We start from the raw sequence: 21473 nt of genomic DNA, 5'->3' as shown, positions 1-21473 counted from the left end.
GGTCGATAAATTGGCATTATTATATGATGTGGGAACAAACGATCTTACAACAAGATTATTGTATCACCGCCAGCGGATTCCGCAAGTGCCTAACCCTCGCCAAGCCTTTTCTTCGCCTGGCTTGTGCCCCCAGCGGCGCGAAGTGGTACGCCCCAGCCTCAAGTGGCTATTGACTTCCTCAAAATGCTGTCTGCATGCAGCAGTCCTGAGCACGGAAAGGAAGAGAAGGTAGGAAATCATCGAATGTTTCTCCGCCATGTGTCGCCGGCGGCCTCGGTGGGCTGCTCCTCCGTCTCCTCATCCGTTTCCAGCGCAAAAACCCCTGCCTCTTCCTGGTAGGTAAAGATCTCTGCGTAGCGGCCCCAGTCAATGATCGTCTGCAACTGTGCCTCCGCTTCCCCCTCACTGAAGTGCTCGCGCAGGCGTTCGAGATAGCGCTCCTCGTCTACTCGATGGCCCGGTGCTGCGGCCAGATCCTCGGCAATGCGGCGCAGCAGGGCGATGCGCGCCAGAGCCTGCTGGCGGAAGAGCCGCTTCTCCTCCTGCACGTCTGCCTCAGCGAGCAGGCGCCCCACTGCTGTCAGCACCAGATCTCCCTCCTCCGGACACGCCAGCTGGAGCAGATCCGCTGCATCCACCAACGGCAGCAGCTCATCCAGTTCCAGCTGCAGCTCCCGACCCAACTCTGCCAGATCGGCCCGCCCTCCTCGTGCCTGGACCAATTCCAGCAAGCCGATCATATCTGCTGGGGCGACGTGGGGCAACGTTTGATAAGGGCGCGTTGGACGCGGCTGACCCCGCTGCACAAAGGCTGGCTCCTCAGCAGCGAGCAACGCTGCTCCATCCTCATCCGGACTCGTCATGAGCCGATAGAGCAGGTCGACCAGATGAGTATAGGCAGGGCTATGTGGCTCCCGCTGCCCACGAGGCAGCCCCTGGACCTCCGCGCGAAGATGCCCGGGGTCGGCCCCCAGGATCAGCAACCGGTCGGCCATGCTGACGGCCTCATCGATATTGTGGGTGACCAGCAGCATGGCGCGGGTAGGAATCTTCGCCTGGTACCAGAGCTGCAGTAGTTCGCGACGCAGATTGGCCGCCGTGAGCACATCGAGCGCGCTGAAAGGCTCATCCAGCAGGAGCAGCTCCGGCTCGACCGCCAGTGCACGCGCGAAGCCTACGCGCTGGCGCATGCCGCCTGACAGCTCTTTGGGATAGGCTTCCTCGAAGCCATCCAGTCCGATCATATCGATGATGGCCAGGGCGCGCTTCAAGCGCTGCAGACGTGGCAGTCCCAGCGCCTCCAAGCCCAGCTCGACATTCTGGAGCACGGTCAGCCAGGGAAAGAGGGCGAAGCTCTGGAAGACCAGAGCGCACGATGGGGTAGGGCCTCGCAGCGGCTGGCCATGAACGCGCACCTCTCCCTGAGTGGGGCGAATCAATCCCGCGAGAATACGCAACAACGTCGACTTCCCCGAGCCGGAAGGTCCCAGCAAGGCCACCAGCTCACCAGCGCGGATTTGCAATGACACCTCTTCCAGCACGACAGGGGCGTGTCCTCTCCGTCCCTGCTCCCCTCGTCCTTGATAGAGATGGGTGATCCGCTGAGCCTCCAGGATCACAGCCCCGTCTGTCTCGCTTGTTTGTCTCTGAGCCATCGTCTTCCTCCTTTCATCAGGCCCCGCTAAGGAAGCGCCTTCCCTGATGGGGCACATGGTATTCCCAGGCACGGCTGGACCTAAGCCAGGCGGTAGCGCCGTTCGGCCAGGTGATAGAGCCGCCTCCACACGAGCCGGTTGAGCAGCACGACCAGTGCTGCCATGAGCAGCGTTCCGGCCAACAGCACGGGATAGTTCCCAGCCCCTGCCGCCGCCGCGATTTCGGCTCCCAGCCCGAAGGTGCGGAGTGTTTCTCCATGAAACTGCACCAGCTCGGAGACGATGCTGGCGTTCCAGGCGCCGCCACTGGCCGTAATCAGCCCAGTGACCAGGTACGGGAAGATGGCGGGCAGGATCACGGTGCGCCAACGGCGCCAGCCAGTCACCCCAAAGAGGGCCGCGGCCTCCAGCAGGTCGCGAGGGATGGCCATCGCCCCGGCAATGACATTGAAGAGGACATACCACTGGGTTCCCAGCAGCATGAGCAGAATTGCCGCCAGCGAGAGGCTGCCGGGTAACGCCATCAGCAGGACCAGCAGCACCGGAAAGAGTGCAGTGGCGGGGATGGAGGCAACGATCTGGACCAGCGGCTGCAAACGGCGCGACCAGCGAGGCGAGAGGCCAATCGCCACCCCAACGGGGATCGTCCACAGGGTGCCAATGGCCAGGGCCGCCAGTGTGCGTAGCCAGGTAGCCCCGGCGGCCAGCACCAGGCGTCCCCATGTCGCAGGGGGCACGTGCAGGAGCAGCTGTCCTCCCTGCCAGCAGATCCCGATGGCCAGTAGCCCGAGCCAGCCCAGGATCAGTATGGTTCCCCCTCGCTGCAGCCAGGACCGAGACCGCTCGTGATGAGCACGCTCCAGGCCAGATGTGAGCGTTGGTCTCCCCTCCGGCGGCTGCAGGCGAGTGAGTAGCTGAGCCAGTGCTTCCCACAGGGGGGTTCCAAGGTGCTGTCGCAGCCAGTGCAGTGCCGGTGAGGCCCGCAGCAGATCGAGCACCAGCGAGTGCGGCGGAGTCGTCTCGGCCTGCTCTTCCAGCTTAAAGCGCTCTGCCCAGGCCACCAGTGGACGCCACAGACAGGTATCGAGGAAGACAATCAGACCGATCAAGGTGAGCAGCCCAAGGGTAAGCGCCCTGGGATCGCCTCGGTTGGCAGCGAGCTGCAGATAGGAGCCGAGGCCGGGCAGTTGAAAGGAGCGATTCCCTAACGAGAATTGCTCGGAGGCCATCAGGAAGAACCACCCACCGGCCCAGCTCATCATGCTGTTCCAGACCAGGCCGATGATGGAAGCAGCAAGTTCCAGTTTCAAGAACCGCTGCCAGGGTCGTAACCTCAGCAAACGACAGACATCGACCAGATCGCGGGGGAGTGTCAGCACAGAATGGTAGAAGCTAAAGGTCATATTCCATGCCTGACTGGTAAAGATCAGCAGGATACTGGCCAATTCCAGCCCGATATTGCTTTGCGGAAACGCTGCCACCAGAGCCAGCACCACCGCTGGTAAGAAGGAGAGGATGGGGATACTTTGAAGTAGATCAAGCAATGGAATCAAGACGCGCTCGGCCTGGCGGTTGGTTGCAGCCACGTGGCCGTAGAGCAGGGTGAACAGCAGCGCCAGCCCATAAGCCAGGAGCATCCGCAGCAGGGAGTAACCGGCATAGAGTGGCAGCGCCAGCGGTGAGAGCGAGATGGCAACGACTGGTGTCAGGGGAGCTGCCCAACGTGAGGCGGCCAGCACAAGCAAGGCGCACAACAGAAAGAGAAAACTCCCTCCCAGAATCAGATCCCGTAGCCAGAGCCAGCGATAAACGGCTGACCCGGATAGGCCGTGCCGGCTTCCCCGCTGCTGCGGGAGGACCTGAAGCATGCGAGCCATAGTGTCTCTCCTGTGTCTGGTGAGATAGGCCAGGACGATCATGCCCATCACTGGACGACCAGGGCGCACAGCTGGCGTGAGTGGACCATCACAAAAGCAAGCAAGCAACCATGCCTGGGCGAAGGCATAGCTTCCCTTTCCAGTAGGTACCGACTACTGGCTTCCACGATGGCCGCTCACTGCGCGTGCGCACAGGAGAGCTTCCCCACGCTCAGGCATAGCGCATTGGCAGCAGCTATAACGTTGTACTGCCGGGCCCGGTGCCTCTTGAGCGAGGGTCAAGCGACCGATTGTTGCCAGGCAGACAGAGATCGGCTGCAAGTGGCAGGACCCGATCCTGATGAGCCTGCAACACTTCGTATCGTAGAAGGACAAGAAAGCTGAGAGCCGAGTCAGCGCTCACGCAAGAAAAGAGGGATGAGGTGGGGAGCAACACTGAGGGAGAGGTTCTGAGGGGGGAGTCTACGAACTGGTGTCCTGCTTCAGTCAGGCTTCCACCCCCTGTTCCCGTCAGCACTCACCCATTCCATGCGTAGGAAAGTCCCTCGCCGTGGCGGTGGTTCCGAGCATCTACTCGCCGGTTCCATAGATGGTCACGATCCTCCTGAGCTTTGGCCTGGGGTGATGGCTTCTGACTCTCTACCCGAGGTTGATCTGCCTGCCGGGGGATCTTCAGCAGCAATCATACCAGGCCCGCTTTTGAAACTAGACAATCTCTGCGAAGAATTATATAGCTGCCAGAGGAAGGCGGTCAAGGGGCTTGCAGCGGACCCGAGGCAAGCCAGTGAGTTCCTTGCATACTCGCGCGGCGGGACGATTACCGTCGGTCCCTGGTCAAGGCGCGCGCGAGTTCGCCTGAAGAGGAGCGCGAGAGTGATCACGGCTTATCTTGAGCCTGCAGGAGATGGCGATAGAGGTCGCGTCGCGACTTTGGCCCGTGAGAGGATGGTGTGGGCCAGGGGTCTGCTCACGGATGGAGAAGGGGCGCTCGGCAAGGGGCTGGCGATCGGAGGGGAGTGGCTGCAGATCGCGACCAAGCGCCTCTTCCCAGACGCAGGCCCGTGGGAGCACGGGAATGAGCCGAATCTCACCGGCATCGTAGCAGAGCAGGGCCTGCTGTCGCTCGCTGTAGCCCTGCTCGGAAGCCAGATAGTCCGGACTGAGCAAGAGGAGGATGGTATGGTAGAGGCGCGGGCACGTTCCTGGTCGACGTCGCAACCAGGGGGGAGCAGGTCTTCGTGCCAGAGCGAGATCATCCCCTGCTGTTCGAGCGGCTTAAGGGCGGTCAGCACGCGCTCGCGCCAGGAGCAGAACACTTCGAGAGGCTGCTCCTTGTCCTCAAACGCTTGAGGACAAGGAGCGACATGCCAGGCTTGCTGATCAGCCGATCAGCCAAGGCGGCCTCTCTGCCAGACAATCGTGCTGAAGGCGTCAGATCTCGATCGGGCACAGGCGGCGCTGTGCCAGGCTGGCATGATCTGGCTCCTGAATGCCCTTCAAGGCCGACGCCGTTTCGAAGCGCGGGCCGACCACCCGTGACTTCGGGCGAAATCATGGCCTCGAGATCAGAAATGCGACGTGCCTGCCACCCGGATCTCGTCTTGAGAAGATCCTGTCGACCTGACTGTGGATGGTGGCTCACAATGCCCGGCGCGGCTCTTTCCTCTGCCGGGACTTCCTCAGATCCTCAGACTGCCCAAGACCGGCAGGGCAGCTTGCACCAGTTTCTCTCTCCTCTCAGATCAGAGTGCCGTCCAGCCGACAACATCAACCGTGCCGTTGCTGACTGTCGCTACGGCTACAGGTTTCCCACCGCTTAGACTCCCGTAGAAGACCGTCGTTTCCTCAATCAGGCTATTGCTGCAGGCTAGAAGTTTACTCCCTGTCATGGCATAGAGGTGACCGTCACGGGAGATCAGGGACCAGAACGCAGGCACTGCCTGGTCCAGGCTATAGCTGCTCCCCTGTTCCAGGTTCGCCAGCACGTGAGGCTGACCACGACCATCGCTACTGAGCATAGCGAGCTGAAAAGTGGCCTGGTATGGTGCGCCACACTGGAGATACGGGTTTCCGCTACGCATGAGCACCAGTAGCGTCCTCGTCGTAGCGGCCCGTATGCTCTCTACGCAGCTTTCGGGATTCTGGGCCGAAGCCAGCTGACGGTAGATGGTCGTCTGAGATCCCCCCGCTGCTGGCTCGCTCACGATGGTGGAGATTGCTGGTTCCGTTTGTTCGCATGTAGAGACAAAGAGATGTGAACCATCAGGACTGGTATCTACTGCTACGTCTGTATAGCGAACATTTTCTTCTATTACATCGTTCCATACAGGATTGGCTGGATTGATGCTTTTGTTGACATCGATAAGGTAGAGGTTCATTGGTAGCGGCGGAGAGCCGCAGGTGGCGCGGCTCTCTGTAGCGATGTAGGCCTGGCTGCTGTTAAGCCAGGTCAAAGGGATGGCCATCGAGCAAAATTGTGAGTATAGCAAGAGCTGCCGTAAGTTCCCGGTCCTGGTATCCAGGAGCGTCATCAGGCTGGTAGTGCTCTGCAAATCGGCAGACAGGAGAACATTGCGCTCGTCGGGAGACCAGACAAAGCGAACTGGGGGATAGCCAGTATAGCTGATGAGGCCCCGTCCTTCGAAGGCGCTGAAGGTCTTGCCTTTCGGAGTATAGGGCAGCTTGGGGAAGCAATAGAGGGTTTGGAGGCCCTGTCCATCCATGCGTACCATCTGTAGCAGCGCTGCATGGTTGGGGTCGCGCTGCGGATCTGGCAGGCTGAGAAACATAATCCATTGCCCATCGGCAGAGACCTGGGCCTCGCTGATGAGCAAGCCGCTGGTGATAATAGTTACTCGTTGACCGGTGGCAACGTCGTAGCGCACAAGGTGGCCGTGGGCCGTGGAGGTTTGCGACCGGCCTTCGTTATAGATGTAGACAAGGTTCTGATGGCTTCCCAGAGCCAGCGGGCGCATGACCGCCGGGCGCGTACCGAAGGGGTTGGTGGGCGAGATGTCGGGGCAGGAGGTCTGAGTGACTGGCATGGGCACACTCTTCCGGGGCGTGGGAGTAGAAGTCGGCGGATGTTGCACTGGCGTCGTGGGCGTTGCTCTCGCTTGCTGGAGGCCGGAGCCGCCGCCTCCAGAAACGCTGATAGCTGCACTACAACCCGTCAGGATGAGACAGAAGAAAACCACTAGCCAGCTTATTGGTCTGGCTATGCTCCGTGCGATGATGCTCATGGTTTCACCTCTGCAATGGGCCTCAGATCTTCGCTGAGATACTCGGGAGCGAATGCTTTGGTGCACTCTCACTGCTTCATTTAGCATCTGCAGCCGCAGGCAGCTATGAGCCATTCCACGGTGGCATTGTTACTTCGTTCATAACTACCTATCTACCGAACCAGCCTTCCCTACCGCCGTCTTTGGATGAGTCAGAGTTTCGTGCAGATCCTGGCGCAGACACTGGCGGTGAGAAGCGGAGGCCCCTCCCAGGTTGCTTGCGGAGGAACTTTCTCGTGGGGGAGTGGGGTCGGTCGTGATCGATGATGTCGTCCTGCTGCTGCTCGCTTTGCTCAGCGCATTGCATTAGCGGAGCAGCCAGGAATCGCAGCGCTGGAAGAGATGAGTAGGTAGAGTAGACGAAAGCGCCAGGCAACGTCGGGGGTGCGAGCGTTGTCGTTGGTAGGTATCATGGCCCGTTGCGACGGCGAGGGGACTCGTGGGTCTGGCTGGGAGCTATGCTTGTTGAGGCCGAGCGAGACAGCGGAGGTCGCCGTCGGGCAGTTCCATGAGCCGATCAGGGAAGACGTCCTCGACCGATACCAGGTAGCGCTGCGTTTTGGACGCTGCAAGATGCTGTCCAGGCCAGCGCACAGTAAGCGAGGCGAGAGCTGGTGCTCAACGAGCAAGGAAAGCACGCAGGCGTGCAGTGAGCGTGCTGATCTCCGCCTCTCCTCCTCGTGGAGCCTCTGGCCATTCCGTGACGTGCACACCCCAGTATTGCTGGGGGGCCCCAGGATGACGAGCCACTAGATGCAGATGCAGATGTGGCACATGATCACCCAGCACAAAAACATATACATGCTCCGCCTTGAGTACCTCCTTAAGAGCCCGGCTAAGCCTGCTCATCAGCAGTCCGATTGCCTGGGCCTCCTCCACAGTCAGATCCGCCACCTCCGGCGCGTGACGTAGCGGCTCAATCATCAGGTAGCCCAGATAGACCGATCCTTGCTGGTTGGGAAACAGATGCGTTGCCTGTACTAACTCATCTCGATAGATCAGTCCTCCAGGAATAGCAATCTTGCCTCGTACCTTCTGGCAGACGAAGCAGGCAGCGGCTGGCTTCATAGGATCTTCCTTTGGAGAGCAGGCCACAGCAGCACCATGCTCTCTCGCTTTTCAAATTCCGACCGGCAGGAGGGCTGCTTCAGAGCGCCGCAGAGCCGGAGACATTCGCCAATGATCTCGGTGCTTTCAATCTCAGACGGGCAGGGGAGCTACTTCAGACCCGCATACTGAGTTTGGCTTTGATGCACCTTTTCTCGTACTTTCAATCTCAGACGGGCAGGGGAGCTACTTCAGACAATTCGAGACAATTGCCAGAGAAATTTCAAGAAAAGCTTTCAATCTCAGACGGGCAGGGGAGCTACTTCAGACTTCCTGAATGGCACCCAGTGCTGGTTTGTACGAAGGCTTTCAATCTCAGACGGGCAGGGGAGCTACTTCAGACTCGCCGGTGGACCCGGTGGACCGAGGACTCTGATGAGCTTTCAATCTCAGACGGGCAGGGGAGCTACTTCAGACTCGCCGGTGGACCCGGTGGACCGAGGACTCTGATGAGCTTTCAATCTCAGACGGGCAGGGGAGCTACTTCAGACTTCCGATCTTCTGTCGACCGGACGGCTCGCTGCCAGCTTTCAATCTCAGACGGGCAGGGGAGCTACTTCAGACACATAGTCGAAAAATGGATGATCACGAAGTTTTTTCAACTTTCAATCTCAGACGGGCAGGGGAGCTACTTCAGACAGAGGACATAGTCCCTCCTGGCAGTCCTAATGACAAAACTTTCAATCTCAGACGGGCAGGGGAGCTACTTCAGACGTTGCTGTACGTGTTGGCTACCCGCGTGTGCGGACGGACTTTCAATCTCAGACGGGCAGGGGAGCTACTTCAGACTCAATCAAGCAAAAGCAGCGAAAGCGCGCGCACGCACTTTCAATCTCAGACGGGCAGGGGAGCTACTTCAGACATCTCGAGGAGATGCAGAAGGATATTTTCGAGGAAACTTTCAATCTCAGACGGGCAGGGGAGCTACTTCAGACGGTACCCCTTCTAAGATAGCATCTGGAGCAGCCTCCGTCAAGCAGATTCGATGATCCCAAAAAAACGGTCACTAGTGACCGGTCTAGAACGGTAATGATGCCAGGCACTTTGCCACTCCGAGCACTTCTGAAGCCATTCGAGGATCGCTGCGTGAGAAGTCGGGTGCCGAGATCCTCGAAGCGACGAGTATATCGGGTAAAAAATGCAAAATATATGTTATCTAATATTATCAATAAAAATAGGCATAACTGCCTGAGTCTGAGAAACCTGCCTGTCGACCTGTTGGCTGGTGGACTGATCTGCGATAGGCTCCTGCAGCGCAGCAGAGCCTCTAACGACGCTGGAGCTATCAATCAAGATCTGCCGCTGGTTCCGGCGCGTGAGCTGCTTCCCCCACCGACGGCAGGTCCGCGCCTCCGTCTCAGCAACGACAGAGCTGTGCGTGCGCGATAACAAACCTTGAACACTCTCTATAGCTGCTGTACAGATGCATAGATGAGGTGGAAAATGAACTTTTGTCCAACAGCGCCCGTTCTGCCCCGGTCTCCATGTGAGGTGTCCACAGACCGGCGTTTGAGCTGACTGTTTCTCTGCCCGAGAACGCCGCGTGAGCAAGTTCCCCAGCCGGGCCTGCCAGCGCTGTTCTGCATTAGGAAATCATAAAAAAATCAATAATCAGGCGTTATAGCAATCGCTTCTCGTTGACATCCTTCTTCTCATTTCCTAGACTGACAGTGTTCGCTCTCCATCTGTTCTCATTCATACTGGCTCTTTTCGGACAGAGCAGGACCAGCTGAGATGACAAGGAGGTAGCAGTATGCCCTGGTGGTTCTTCAGACGCAAGCGCCCAACAGTGCCCCAGAGCAGTTCCCCATCGGTCTCTGACGCTTCCGAATCAGCCCAATTTTCCAGTCGGGCGAACGTGACCACTCTAGCCGACCGTGTCGACACAGATCAGCGCCGCTATCTTGAGGAGCAGCCCTATCTGCTGCCCAAGGACCTGCAGGAAGTCAACCGTCTCGACTTTCAGCACTACGTGCTGCGTGCTGCCCTGCGCCGCAACTATCTGGCTCCTATCCAGACCCCGCGCCAGATCCTTGATGTTGGCTGTGGCACTGGACAATGGGCCTCCGAGCTGGCGCGTGAGTTCCCCCAGGCAAGCGTAGTGGGCCTGGATGTAGAGGAGGCGAAGCAACAGACAGCACCCCCGCCCAATTACCGCTTTGTCAAAGGGGATGTGCTCAATGGCTTGCCCTTCCCGGATCACTCCTTCGATTTCGTCCATCAACGCTTCTTGTGGACAGCGTTGCCACTAGCAGCCTGGCCCCGGGTGGTGCAAGAGTTGGCACGGGTGACCGCCCCTGGCGGCTGGGTTGAGCTGCTGGAACCTGGCCTGGAAGCGGCTCCTATGGGGCCGACGCATCGCCAACTGGATGCCATGATCAAGGAACTGGCGGCGCTCAGGGGGCTGGATGGCGAAGGAGCTGTCACCGCCTCGTTGGATCGCTACTTGTGGGAGGCTGGTCTATCACAGGTGCAGCGACAAGTGATCGAAGTCCCCTTTGGAGACTGGGGCGGGCGCATCGGCTCCCTGCTAGCCCTGGACTTCCGCGAGTTCGCCCTGGCCCTGAGCGGGGCGGCAACAAAACGCTTTCAGCTGAGTCAACAGCAGTATCAGTCGCTTGTTCAGACCATGCTCCAAGAGTGCAATGAGCTGAAAACGATGTATCACTTTGTCGCCGCCTATGGACGGAAACTCTGATCCCCCAGCCGTCTCTTGCAGAAGGAAAGCCTGCCTCGCCCTAATCTCACCTTCCTGGGGGTAGAGCAGGAGCATGAAGGATGCAAGACAGACAAGCGGCTGGCCCTCTCGCCCCTGGTGCCACAGCGGTTGCTGGATCTGGTGCCAGGGGTGCCTGACCAGCCACCGGCGCTCAGCATGGGTCAGCATGGGGCCTGACGATGGGGCTACCAGGCGGCGCTTGCGGACACAAGAGGGGATCACAGTGAGTGCACCCAGATCAATTTTTCAGGCCCATACTGCTGGATCGGAAGAATAAGTAAGGCCAGCTCTTACAGCCTTTCATGTTCACCAAACAAGAGAGGTTTCACCTTACCCCCGGGCGGGGCTGGCAAAAGCTCCAGAGAGGCTACGAAACGTCTTCTTGGTCACATCCCTCTCTAGACTCGCTACCCCACTTGACATTAACTCCACCATAATGGTATATTCGAAGCGTGAGCATGAATAGCCTCCATCTGGACAGGGAGGCATCGAGATGGACGGTCGAAAGCCAGACAGGCCTGGTGCAGATCGCCCGGCTCCTCCGTCACCATGCGAACGTCAACCCACCTGTCCTTTCCTGGGGGGGAAAGGCCCAGGGCGAAGGTTCCCTTGAGTTCGCCATGCTCGCGCCCAGTTCCTCAGATCGCTGTCAGGTAGATCGCTTCCAGGCAGGCTCAGCCATGCTGGATGGCAGGCTGGGTAATGAATAGATAAATAGAAAAATTCTATCGTGGGCCTGAGCCGTGCTATAAGGCTGGTCTACCATGCCAGATGACATCTCACTCAAGAGCGATGCTGCTCGGTGATTGGATGTGAAGGAGCATCTGCCTAGTACTGTCAGGTGTATCACAGGAGTGATTGCCATCGCAATCTGGCTGATTACCAGCGCCGGCTCCGCAAAATCAGATACGTTAGAGGCCGCGCCCATAGCTTCGCTAGAGGCATACCACTCCTTCTCGTCTCCAGTCATCCAAGCACCAGCACCCAAACTACGGGCATGAGGTGATACTGCCCTCTTAACCGCTAGACGTATTTTTAGATCTGTCGTGTATCGCTCGTCAAGAGCGGCAGAGGAGCAGTTTTTGCCTTCACATAGCTGCAAATAGAGCTTTTGAAGAGAAAGGAGTCTGAAATGAACGAACTGCACGGCGAACTTGCCCAGCTGGAACTCGAGGGCCTCTCCCTCGATAATCTGGAGATCGAGGATCTGAAGCTCTCCAGCGAAGGCGGCCTGGAGCTACTCACGACTGGCCACGGCATGGTGGAGATCGGCGCCTCCTCGGGCCAGACCGCCTGCTGTAGCTGCTGCATTGTCTGCTGCTGCTGCCCCTGCCTGGGTTAAGTAAGGCTCACCACTCGGCAAGATATTCAGCGCCGGTCGGCAGACTGATCGGCCTCCCGCGCGGGCTAGCGGCTGACAGGAGGGCAGGCATCGCTTCATGCCACAAGCGCCATCCCATCTACATGATGTGCAAGGAGGTTACTCATGCAAGATCTGCACGGCGAACTTGCCCAGCTGGAACTCGAAGGCCTCTCCCTCGATAGCCTGGAGATCGAGGATCTGAAGCTCTCCAACGAAGGCGGCCTGGAGCTACTCACGACCGGCCACGGCATGGTGGAGATCGGCGCCTCCTCGGGCCAGACCGCGTGCTGTAGCTGCTGTATTGTCTGCTGCTGCTGCTGGTAATCGCTAACTAATTAAGGTGTAGCTAACTGCTCTATCTGCCTGCTTACTGAGGCGATACACGACTTGCCCGACGGGAGAAAGGAGATCGCAGCATGGAAGATCTAAAACAGGAGCTGGCTCACCTGACCCTTGACGAGCTGCAGCTGGACGAGCTGAACATCCAGCCACTCACTGCAGATCGTGATGGGCTGGAAGCGCTCACGCTTGGTCACGGTATGATCGAGATAGGCGCCTCTGTCCTTCCCGAGGGCTGCTGCAGCTGCTGCATACCCTGCTGCTGTTGCTGGTAGCAAGCTGCAAGACAGAGATCGAGAGCGCCGGCGGAAATAAACCAGGCCGGCTCTCCTTTACCTGGCCTATCTGAGGTGCAGCGTGGTTGCTGAGCCGCTATGCTGCACCTCACGCACCATCTGTCAGCCCAGCCCGTCGCCGCAGGGCATCTATGCGCACGATGAGGAGAGAAACTGGCCATGCGCCCCAGGATGAGAGGCGATGTCTTCTATTTTCCTACCCCTGAAGGGGTCTACCTGCGTAACAATCAAGGCGCCTTCCACTTGAAAGGCAAAGGTCTCGCTCGCCTGCTCGACTTGCTTTCCCCCTATCTGGATGGTCGGTATACACTGGAAGAGATCACTCAGCAGGCGCCAGAGGAGCAGCGCGCTTTGATCAGCAAGCTCATTGAGATGCTGACCGCTCGCGGCTTCATCAGGGATTTGACTCCCGATCATCCCCATCAGCTGAGTGTTAGGGAGCAGGAGACCTACGCGGCGGAGATCGCTTTCATCGAGGCATTTCAAGATTCGAGTGCCTGGCGCTTCGAACGCTACCGCCAGAGCCGCGTGCTGCTCATCGGTTCCGGTCTGACGCTCCAGGCGCTGGTGCAGGCCGCCCTGCATAGTGGCCTGGCAGACATCTCTGTCCTGATCACAAGCGAGTGCTCGCTCGATCGCCAGCGCCTGCAGGAATATCTGGCTCTGCGCCGGACGCGCGATCCGCTCCAGAAGCTTCACATGCTGGAACCGCTCAATTGGGACGACGAGCAGGCTGTGGCGCGCGCTCTCGCACCCTTTGAGGCCGTCCTGCATCTCTCAGATCGACCAATGCTGCGGCGCAGCGCCCTGCTCAACCGCTTCTGCTACCAACAAGGCAAACTCTTCCTCGGCGCGACGATCCTGGACACTCAAGCCTGGCTGGGACCGCTGGTTTCTCCCGCTCCGGGGCGACAGGAAGCTAGCCGCGGCTGCTGGGAATGCGCCTGGCTGCGCTTGCTGGCTAATCTGCCGTCTGAAATGGCCACTACCCTCTACGACTTCGCCGATCACCCCGAGGCTCCCCTGAGTTATGCGTTGGCTGGGCCAACCGCCGCCGTCGTCGCCAATACTCTCAATTTTGAACTATTTAAGTATATTACTGAAGCGGGACCGCTGGAGACGAGCGGCCATCTGGTCTTCATCGATCTGGAAACGCTGCAGAGCCAGCGTCATCCCTTCAACGCCTCTGCCCACTGCCATTGCTGCCGCCAGGCCGGCCCGCTGACAGCGTCGCACTTCCGTGACCTGGTGAGGGAGCGCAGCACGGGGCCTGTCCTCTCTCTGGAAGAGTTCTCCCGCAAGGCGGCCCATCTGTTCGATCCCAGGCTGGGGCTGTTCAGCGCCCTGGATGAACACAACTACACTCAGATTCCTTTAAATATTGCGCGTGTGGATCTGGCACGGCCAGCGCCTTATCTGTCCAGAGCAGAGACCTGGCGCGTTTTCGGCGCCGGCAGCGATTTTGGGGCGGCTCGTCGGGCAGCAACGTTGCGCGCCTGCGAAGGCTACGCTGCCTGGTGCTATGATCCCCGACGCAGCCTGAGCGGGAGTGCGCCAGAAATTGTTGGCAGGGCCCCGGAATCGTTCACCTGCTACACACGCAGCCTGGAGCCATCGACCAGCCTTGACCCTGAAGAAGACTACCTCTGGGCCTGGGAGCTGCCGGACGAGCAGGTCGCCCTGGTCCCGGCTGCGGCGATCTTTCCTCTGTCCGCTGAAGAAGGGCGTCTTCAGCTGCCGCCCATCGGCGTGGCCGCCGGTATGAGCTGGTCCGAGGCCCTTTGTCGCGCGCTCTTCACTCATGGACGCGCGGCTCTTGAGCAGCGTCTAGCACAGAGTCGCGAACCCTTTCCCCAGGTTGAGATTGGGGCCCTGGCTCTCTCCGAGGCTGCGCAGCGCTACAGGCATTTGCTGGCCTTGCAAGAGGTCGCCATCACTGTCTATGATCTCTCTGCCTTGCTCTCCGACTGGGGGCTGCTGGCCTTCGCTTTCTGCTGCCATGAGGAGACCTGGACCTATACCTGTCACGTGCAGGCCCAGGCAGCCATCGAGGAGGGCCTGCAGCTTTGCCTCCAGCACGCTCAGGCTCTGCGTAATAGTGAGTCGGACTATGCACTGTCGCCGGTCACTCCTCTACCGTCAGCGCTGCGCGGCGAGACCTTGATCGCTCCCCTCTATCCGTCGGTAGAAGTGTGGGAGCAGATGCTACCGGCCCTGCTCGCTGCCCTGCAGTCACAAGGACGGCGAGCGCTGGTTGTGCCACTCGATCACGATGCGGCGCTCAGTGAGGCGCTCCCCTATATTGTACGGATTGTGCTGGGGAAGAGGAGGGCCGACGATGGCTGCTGATCTGAAGGATGCCCAATCCAGGCCATTGCTGGGTTTGCTGGCCGAAGGTCACCACCTGGGTCAGGCCGTCCGTGAGGTCTTGCGCGAGTGGGGTGAACCTGTGGAGGTCACCCTGGCCGATCTGCGGGCGAGACAAGTGCCGGCCTGCGCGCTGCTGCTGGTGATCAGTGAGCGCTGGCATGGGCCGCTGCTGCAGGAGGCCAATCGCTGGAGTCTGGCCAGCGGCAGACCCTGGCTGGGGCTATCGATCGAGCCAGGGCGCGCCGTGCTCGGTCCGTGTGTCTTGCCGGGGCACAGCGCCTGCTTCACCTGTGCCGAGCTGCGGCGGGTCAACGCCCACAAGCGGGCGGAAGAGTTTCAGGCGGAGCGGGCCTATCTGGCGCAGCAGGCGCGCTCTGAGCTGCGACCAGATTCGGTTTCTGCCTTGGCCAGAACCTGGCTGACAGCCTTTGCCCAGGCCATCCTGGTGCAGCAGGTTGCGCGGGAGGTCGTGCAATTTCTGCAGGCACCAGAGGCCATGCTGACCTTCAATGCGCTGCTTTATCTGGATCTGGCAACGCTGAGAATCAGCCGTCATCCCTTCCTGCCTGAGCCGCACTGTCCCGACTGCTCAACTCTGCCAGACGATAGCGCTGCTGCCGCCGAGACGGCGATGACGCTCGTCACGCGGCAGAAACTCGCTCCTCAGACTTACCGTGTGCGCGACCTGCTCTCTCTCAAGGATCGACTGCTGGCGCGCTACGTCGATCCAGAGTGCGGTCTGATCTGCGGCCTGACCAAAGATAGTAGCAATCTCTACGCCAATTTCGCTGCCCACATCCACTTTCAGCAGGGAAGGCGTCAAGAGGTTGGCTTCGGCAGGGCTTTCAACTACGAACAGGGTCAGGTGGCCGCCATCGCCGAGGCCCTGGAGCGCTACGCTGGTATGCGGCCAGGCGGCAAGCGTACAGTGGTGCGAGCCTGTCGGCGTGAATTGGGGGAGGCCGCTATTGATCCGCGCACGCTGGGATTGCACAGCGAGGCTCAGTATAGCCTGCCTCATTTCCCCTACGTGCGCTATAGCGATGACCTCGTGCTCAATTGGGTCTGGGGCTATTCCTTCGCCCGCCAGCAGCCAGTGCTGGTGCCTGAATGCAACGTCTACTATGGTCTCCACTATTGGACGCACGAGCGACCGTACGTCTATGAGATCTCCAACGGTTGCGCGATCGGCAATTGCCTGGAGGAGGCTCTGCTGCACGGTATTCTGGAGATTGCCGAGCGCGACGCCTTTTTGCTGACCTGGTACGCGCGTCTGCCGATGCCGCGCATCGAGCTGCAGTCGGCCCGCGACCCACTGGTCGGGCTGATGTGCGAGCGTCTGTATCATCTCACGGGCTATAGTGTCCATGCCTTCAATATCACCCTGCCGGAGCGCATCCCTTGCTTCTGGGTGATGGCTGTTGACGAGCAACAACGTCCGGACTATCCGCGTGTGTTGTGTGCCGCTGGCTCGCATCTGCTGCCAGAAAAGGCCCTGATCAATGCCCTGCAGGAGCTGGCGCCGATCGTAGGCAGCCATATCGGCCTCTACCGCCAGGAGCGGGAGCACGCTCGCAGTATGCTGGCCGATTCCTCGCGTGTCACCCAGATGCGCGATCATGCTTTGCTCTACTGCCTGCCAGAAGCCTTTGAGCGCCTGGCTTTCCTTTACGAGACGCCACATCGGCAAACCTTTGCCGAGGCGTTCGACAGCGATGAGCCGCCCACTCACGCAGATTTGCGCGAGGATGTGCTGGAGGTGATGGGACGCTATCTGCGCAGCGGCATCGATGTGATTGCTGTTGATCAGACGACACCCGAACTGGCGCGAGAGGGCTTCTGTGCGGTGCGTGTGCTGATGCCGGGTATGCTGCCGATGACCTTCGGTCACCATGCCCGCCGCTGCTACGGCTTCAAGCGTCTCTATGAGCTGCCTTATCGGCTTGGTTACGCAGCGCGGCCTTTGACCGATGCCGATCTCAATCCCTATCCTCATCCATTCCCTTGAACGAGCGGAAGGAGCGAGCGCCTATGAGCAATCAAGATCGTGAGATCGGTCTGCGCTATCTGCAGGCCACGTACTACGGCCTGCCGGAACTCTTTGCTGAGGGTCAGGGCGAGGAAGGTATGCCTGGCGAGCCACTCAAGTTCAAGGTCTATCGTGGCGTCCCTCATTATCCGCTCAACCAGCGCCTTCCGCTCTCCCTGGGCGATCTACGGCGGGCCTTGGTCAGCCAGGGGCAGGACACCCACCGCAGGGTGGGGCCGCGCTCCCTGGATGATCAGATACTCTCTTGCCTGCTTTACTACAGCTATGGCTTCTCGCGCCATGACAGTGGCCTCGATGCGCGCTGGCCCTTCCATCGTCTGGTTGCCTCTGCCCGCTGCTTTTTCCCGGCAGAACTCTATGCCTGGTTGCCGGCGGCGGAGCCTGTGCCGTCAGGCTTCTATCATTATGACAACCTGCATCACTGTCTGGCTGCCCTCAGACAGGGTGACTATCGCGCTGTGCTGAGCGCCGCCCTCGGCTGCGAGCTAACGGACAGCCTGGGGGTGCTCTTTGTCAGCGCTTACTTCTGGAAGAACGCTTTCCGTTACCGCAACTTCTCCTACCGGCTGTGCTCACAGGAGGTGGGAATGGTGGTCGGCAATATTCTGCTGGTCTGCGGTGTACTGGGTATTGCGGCCCGAGTCCACTATCAGTTTCTCGACCGCGTTCTCATCCATCTGCTGGGCCTGGAGGATGGTGAGGAGAGTCCTTTCGCCGCCGTAGTCCTCTCGCCCGCCGAGAGCGAGCGACAGGCGACGAAGACACTGCCTGCCCCCGCAATCAGCGCTGAGGCTCTGCTGAAGGAGATCGAGCCGATCGCCCCCGCTCATATCAAGCTGAGCGCGCTTGACCGCGAGCGCTGTCAGAAGCTGCTGGAGATCGACCAGCACTCGCGGCTGGAGAGCAGCGCCGAGCTGGCGGTCTTGCTGCCGCCCGCTACACCCTCCTGTGACCAGTCTCTCCCTACGCTAGAGGCACCGGCGCCCTGGCCAGAGGAGCTTGAGCTGGTCCAGGCTCTCTACCAGCGCAGCTCGGGCGACGTCTTTTTCCTCCCCCTGTATAGACCTGTGAGCCGGGTCGCTTTCTGGGAGATTGTCCGTTACAGTTTGGTCCCTTACGCCAGCGATCTCGGTGGGGTGGATAGGAGGCGACCCGCCCTGGAGCTTTTTCTGGCGCTCAATAATGTCGCTGACGTGCCCGCGGGCATCTATCGTCTCTGCGGGAGCTGTGGCGCCCTGCATGTCGTTGAGCAGCGCGCTGTGGCTGCTCAGATTCAGGCCATTCACAGTACGCCCGCTGTCAACTGCGGCAGCGCCCCCTTTGTGGCCTATCCGGTTGCCAGCTACGGCACGCTCAGCGCGGCGCTGGGGAACCGCGCTTACCGCATCATGAATATGGAGTGTGGCCTGGTGGCGCAGCGTCTCTCGGTTCTGAGCGCGGCCTTTGGCCTGGTGGCGCGCTGCAGCGATAGCTATCATCTCGACCGCTGTGCGGAGCTGCTGCATCTGCGCGAGCGCGTCGAGACGCCCTTGTTTCTGATCGCCTTCGGCTATGAACGCCCTGGCGCGGGGGCTGGGGCACGCTATCGACACAGCATTCGTCTCTGAAGAGAAGAGGAGGCATGAAAGAGCAGCACACCTGCACCGTGGCGGCGGAATATGTCGTACGGGTGGCCGGCCTGCCGCTGACGGCTCTGGCGACACTGCGCTTTGAGCGCAGCCTGCAGCTGATCAAAAATCTCCTCCTCCTTGAGGAGAGGCTGAGCAGCAGCGGGACCCGGCTTTCGGAGCAACTGCACGCGGTAATCGGCACACTGGCCGGTGCTGAGCTACGCCGGCCACGCCAGCTGCTGATCGAGTTGCGGCGCGCGATCTTTCAGGGTCGCCAGCCAGCGCCGGCACAGCTGGCTCCAGAGCTGCTGGCCCTCTTACCCGCTGAGCTGAAGGCAGCGATCATGCGCTGGCAGGAAATGCTCCAGCAGCACACTGTGCTGCTGGCAGAAGCTCGCCGCCTGTTCGCCACGGAGCTAGAAGAGCGCCGGGCGGCTCTGCGCGCCCTGGCTGGTCAAGAGCGCTTTCTCCAGGGCTTGCTCCTTGCCAGTTCTAGCCTCTATCTGGATTGCTGCCGCTGGCTGGCGGCGGCTCCTGCTGAGGCCGGGCGCTATCTCGATCGCAAGCTGGAGGATGGGCTTCTTAACTACCTCACGCGCATGGCCGCCAAAACCAGCCCATATAGCACTTTTACCGCGCTGGCCCGCGGTCGCTTTGTCCCGGCGCAGGCACGGCGGGAGGAGGTAACGGCTGCTGTCGCTGAGCAGGGCGAGCCGGAGCATGGTCGCAGTGTTATCGAACTCAATATGTTGCTCGTGCATCACATTGCGCGCGCGCTGGCCCGGTGGCCTGCCGTCCGCCCCTATCTGAGTGTGAGCGTCAATCCTTCCCTCGTCAGCGATGCCGGCGTCCTGCGCTTCATCAGTCGGGATGACTTGGGCCGCGAGAGCCTGGCAACGGTGCGCTCCACTGCGACCCTGCAGACTGTGCTCCGGTTGGTTGAGCGCCGGCAGCCGCTGACCTATGGAGAACTCTTAGAGGCGCTCAGCGCACTGGACCCGCAGGAGCGCCGGCAGGAGCTGGCGGGCTTTCTCGATCAGCTCATCGCGCGCGGGCTGTTGCAGCTCGATTTTGCCATCCCTGAGCAGGCCCATCACTATCTGCTGCGCCTCTGCGAGATCCTCGCTCCTATCGATCAGGCCCAGGTGCAGGCCCTGCGTGCGCGGCTGCTGGAGCTGCTTGAGACGCTGGCCGCTTACGAGCAGGCTGCCAAGGCGCATCAGCGTTATGCGCTTCTGCAGCAGCTACGCGCTCTTCTGGAGCGTCTCCTGGCGGAGCTGGGCCTGAGCGAGCAGCCCGGCTTTGCCTTGCCGGCCAAGAATCTGATCTACGAGAATACGCTCCTGGAGAAGGCACCCGGCAGCAGTCTGCCGCCATTGGAGAGCGATTTCCTGGCTGATCTGGCCCTTGTTCAGCGGCTAGCCGGCCTCTTCGATCCATTGCTGACGGGACGCCTGGCACTGGCGACCTGGTTTAGCCGGCGCTATGGAGAGGGCGCCACGGTCGATCTGCTGACCTTTTACGCCGACTGCTCCCGCGAAAGCCAGCAGCTCGCGCCTGCAGTGCGCAATGCCCCGGCGGAGGCGCTCTTGACACCGTCGACTGTCCTCAGTACAGCTCAGGCGCTGCCGCTCTTCACCGCTCTCTTCGCCGGCAGCACCTTCGAGCAGGAGGAGCTGAGCCGCGTCATGGCCCTGCGTCAAGAGGTAGCGCGCTTTGTGGCCGACCAGTCCCCCGATAGCTCTGGTGTCCGCTTCCTGGATCGCCAGCGGTTGCGTGCTCTGCTGGAGCACTGTCCGGCGTCTGTGAAGCTGCCGCCCTCGCTGGCCCTTTACTGCCAGCTCTACTGGCAGGATGGTCAGCGTGGCCTGGTACTGAACTCCATCCAGAGCGGTTTCGGGCGCAGCCTGCGCCGCCTGAGCTACCTGGAGGCTCACCTTGCTCCCTCGTTCCCAGATGCGGAGCACGCAGAGGTGCACAGACGCCAGGCCCTTGCCAGCGCTGAGGAGCCTCTACCGATCGCCATTCAAGGCGTCTTCGGCTCTAACCTGAACCTGCGCTTGCCTGACAGTGGGTACGAGATCGCCTATCCTGGCTGTCCGAGCGGCGGCAGTCGCGAACGGCTGCTTCCTCTGAGCGACCTGCTAGTTCAGCACGATCCAGCCAGCCAGCGACTGCTGTTGATCTCCCGGCGCCTGAACTGTAAGCTGCTGCCGATCCATCTGGGGCAGATGTCCGATTACTGGCTGCCACCGCTTTACCGTTTCCTGCTGTGGGCCTTCGGCGAGACTCCGGGCGAGCGCCTGTGGAGTCTGCGCCTGCTCCTGCTCGATCAACCCTTGAGGCACGATCGCCAGGACGCTGGCGAGAGGCAACCACGCTACAGGCCACGTACCTGTTTAGGGCGCATCTGTCTCGATCGTGCGCATTGGCACCTGCCTCCGACCTGCTTGCCCGCTCGTCAGACAGGTGAGACACACTTTGACTATTTTCTGAAGGTGCAGCGCTGGCGCGCGCAGTATCAGCTACCGGCGCGCTGCTTTCTGCGTGTCAATCCCTTCGATTTCCAGGCTGCCGGAGGGCCTGGTGAAGGAACCGCCTACTCGCTCAGCAAGGAGCGCAAGCCGGTCTACATTGACTTTGAAAGCTATTTCTCGCTCAGTCTCTTCGAGCACCTGATCACGAAGGGCAGCTTCGGCCTGCTGCTGGAGGAAGCCCTGCCGGGGGAGACCGACCTGCTGCCTGCTCGTGAGGGTGGCTCTGTCTGCGAATATGTCTTTGAAGTTAACAGCGAAGGAGCCTGAGA

Annotated in this window: 13 protein-coding genes and 1 CRISPR repeat array; of the genes, 8 read left to right on the top strand and 5 right to left on the bottom strand. The window is 60.3% G+C overall.

All coding sequences use genetic code 11. From position 1 onward, the window contains the following. Positions 1-236: 236 nt before the first annotated feature. The 5 genes from KTAU_RS11845 to KTAU_RS11825 all read right to left on the bottom strand — a co-directional run bounded on the left by KTAU_RS11845 (position 237) and on the right by KTAU_RS11825 (position 7881). Positions 237-1655 carry an ABC transporter ATP-binding protein gene (locus KTAU_RS11845; RefSeq protein ID WP_151728570.1) on the bottom strand — a complete coding sequence of 473 codons (1419 nt, stop codon included), beginning with the start codon at positions 1653-1655 and terminating at the stop codon, positions 237-239. An 80-nt stretch (positions 1656-1735) separates the two neighbouring features. Continuing rightward, entirely contained in the window at positions 1736-3532 is a 1797-nt protein-coding gene (locus tag KTAU_RS11840; protein ID WP_228026420.1) for an ABC transporter permease, read from the bottom strand. Between the two features lie 834 nt (positions 3533-4366). After that, positions 4367-4750, bottom strand: coding sequence for a toll/interleukin-1 receptor domain-containing protein (locus KTAU_RS11835; protein ID WP_151728569.1), 384 nt, complete (start codon positions 4748-4750; stop codon positions 4367-4369). 524 nt (positions 4751-5274) lie between these two features. Then, positions 5275-6576, bottom strand: coding sequence for a TolB-like translocation protein (locus KTAU_RS11830; protein WP_151728568.1), 1302 nt, complete (start codon positions 6574-6576; stop codon positions 5275-5277). A gap of 855 nt (positions 6577-7431) precedes the next feature. After that, the gene (locus tag KTAU_RS11825; protein WP_151728567.1) at positions 7432-7881 is read right to left on the bottom strand and encodes an HIT family protein; all 450 of its coding nucleotides are present in this window, start codon (positions 7879-7881) and stop codon (positions 7432-7434) included. A gap of 122 nt (positions 7882-8003) precedes the next feature. Then, positions 8004-8855: a CRISPR direct-repeat array (repeat unit 38 nt; unit sequence ACTTTCAATCTCAGACGGGCAGGGGAGCTACTTCAGAC). Positions 8856-9673: 818 nt separating this feature from the next. Between KTAU_RS11825 and KTAU_RS11820 the strand changes: the two genes are divergently transcribed. From KTAU_RS11820 to KTAU_RS11785, 8 genes are all read left to right on the top strand, one after another. After that, positions 9674-10618: a class I SAM-dependent methyltransferase gene (locus tag KTAU_RS11820; protein ID WP_151728566.1), complete on the top strand. Its 945-nt coding sequence runs from the start codon at positions 9674-9676 to the stop codon at positions 10616-10618. A 1153-nt stretch (positions 10619-11771) separates the two neighbouring features. Continuing rightward, positions 11772-11981, top strand: a complete 210-nt coding sequence (locus KTAU_RS11815; protein ID WP_223258146.1) for a thiomuracin/GE37468 family thiazolyl RiPP peptide — start codon at positions 11772-11774, stop codon at positions 11979-11981. Positions 11982-12125: 144 nt separating this feature from the next. Further along, positions 12126-12326: a thiomuracin/GE37468 family thiazolyl RiPP peptide gene (locus tag KTAU_RS11810; protein ID WP_223258147.1), complete on the top strand. Its 201-nt coding sequence runs from the start codon at positions 12126-12128 to the stop codon at positions 12324-12326. A gap of 92 nt (positions 12327-12418) precedes the next feature. Beyond that, complete coding sequence (locus KTAU_RS11805; protein ID WP_112425978.1) at positions 12419-12616, top strand: thiomuracin/GE37468 family thiazolyl RiPP peptide; 198 nt, start codon at positions 12419-12421, stop codon at positions 12614-12616. 180 nt (positions 12617-12796) lie between these two features. Continuing rightward, positions 12797-14986, top strand: coding sequence for a TOMM precursor leader peptide-binding protein (locus KTAU_RS11800; protein WP_151728565.1), 2190 nt, complete (start codon positions 12797-12799; stop codon positions 14984-14986). Further along, on the top strand, positions 14976-17015 hold the full coding sequence (locus KTAU_RS11795; protein ID WP_170293238.1) for a TOMM precursor leader peptide-binding protein: 2040 nt from the start codon (positions 14976-14978) through the stop codon (positions 17013-17015). The genes KTAU_RS11800 and KTAU_RS11795 overlap by 11 nt, the downstream gene beginning before the upstream one ends. A gap of 23 nt (positions 17016-17038) precedes the next feature. Then, positions 17039-18664, top strand: coding sequence for a SagB family peptide dehydrogenase (locus KTAU_RS11790; protein WP_151728563.1), 1626 nt, complete (start codon positions 17039-17041; stop codon positions 18662-18664). A 14-nt stretch (positions 18665-18678) separates the two neighbouring features. After that, the gene (locus KTAU_RS11785; RefSeq protein ID WP_151728562.1) at positions 18679-21471 is read left to right on the top strand and encodes a lantibiotic dehydratase; all 2793 of its coding nucleotides are present in this window, start codon (positions 18679-18681) and stop codon (positions 21469-21471) included. The last annotated feature ends 2 nt before the right edge of the window (positions 21472-21473 follow it).

The organism is Thermogemmatispora aurantia, from assembly GCF_008974285.1.
Classification (GTDB): domain Bacteria; phylum Chloroflexota; class Ktedonobacteria; order Ktedonobacterales; family Ktedonobacteraceae; genus Thermogemmatispora; species Thermogemmatispora aurantia.
This window is presented reverse-complemented; position numbering and strand designations above follow the sequence as displayed.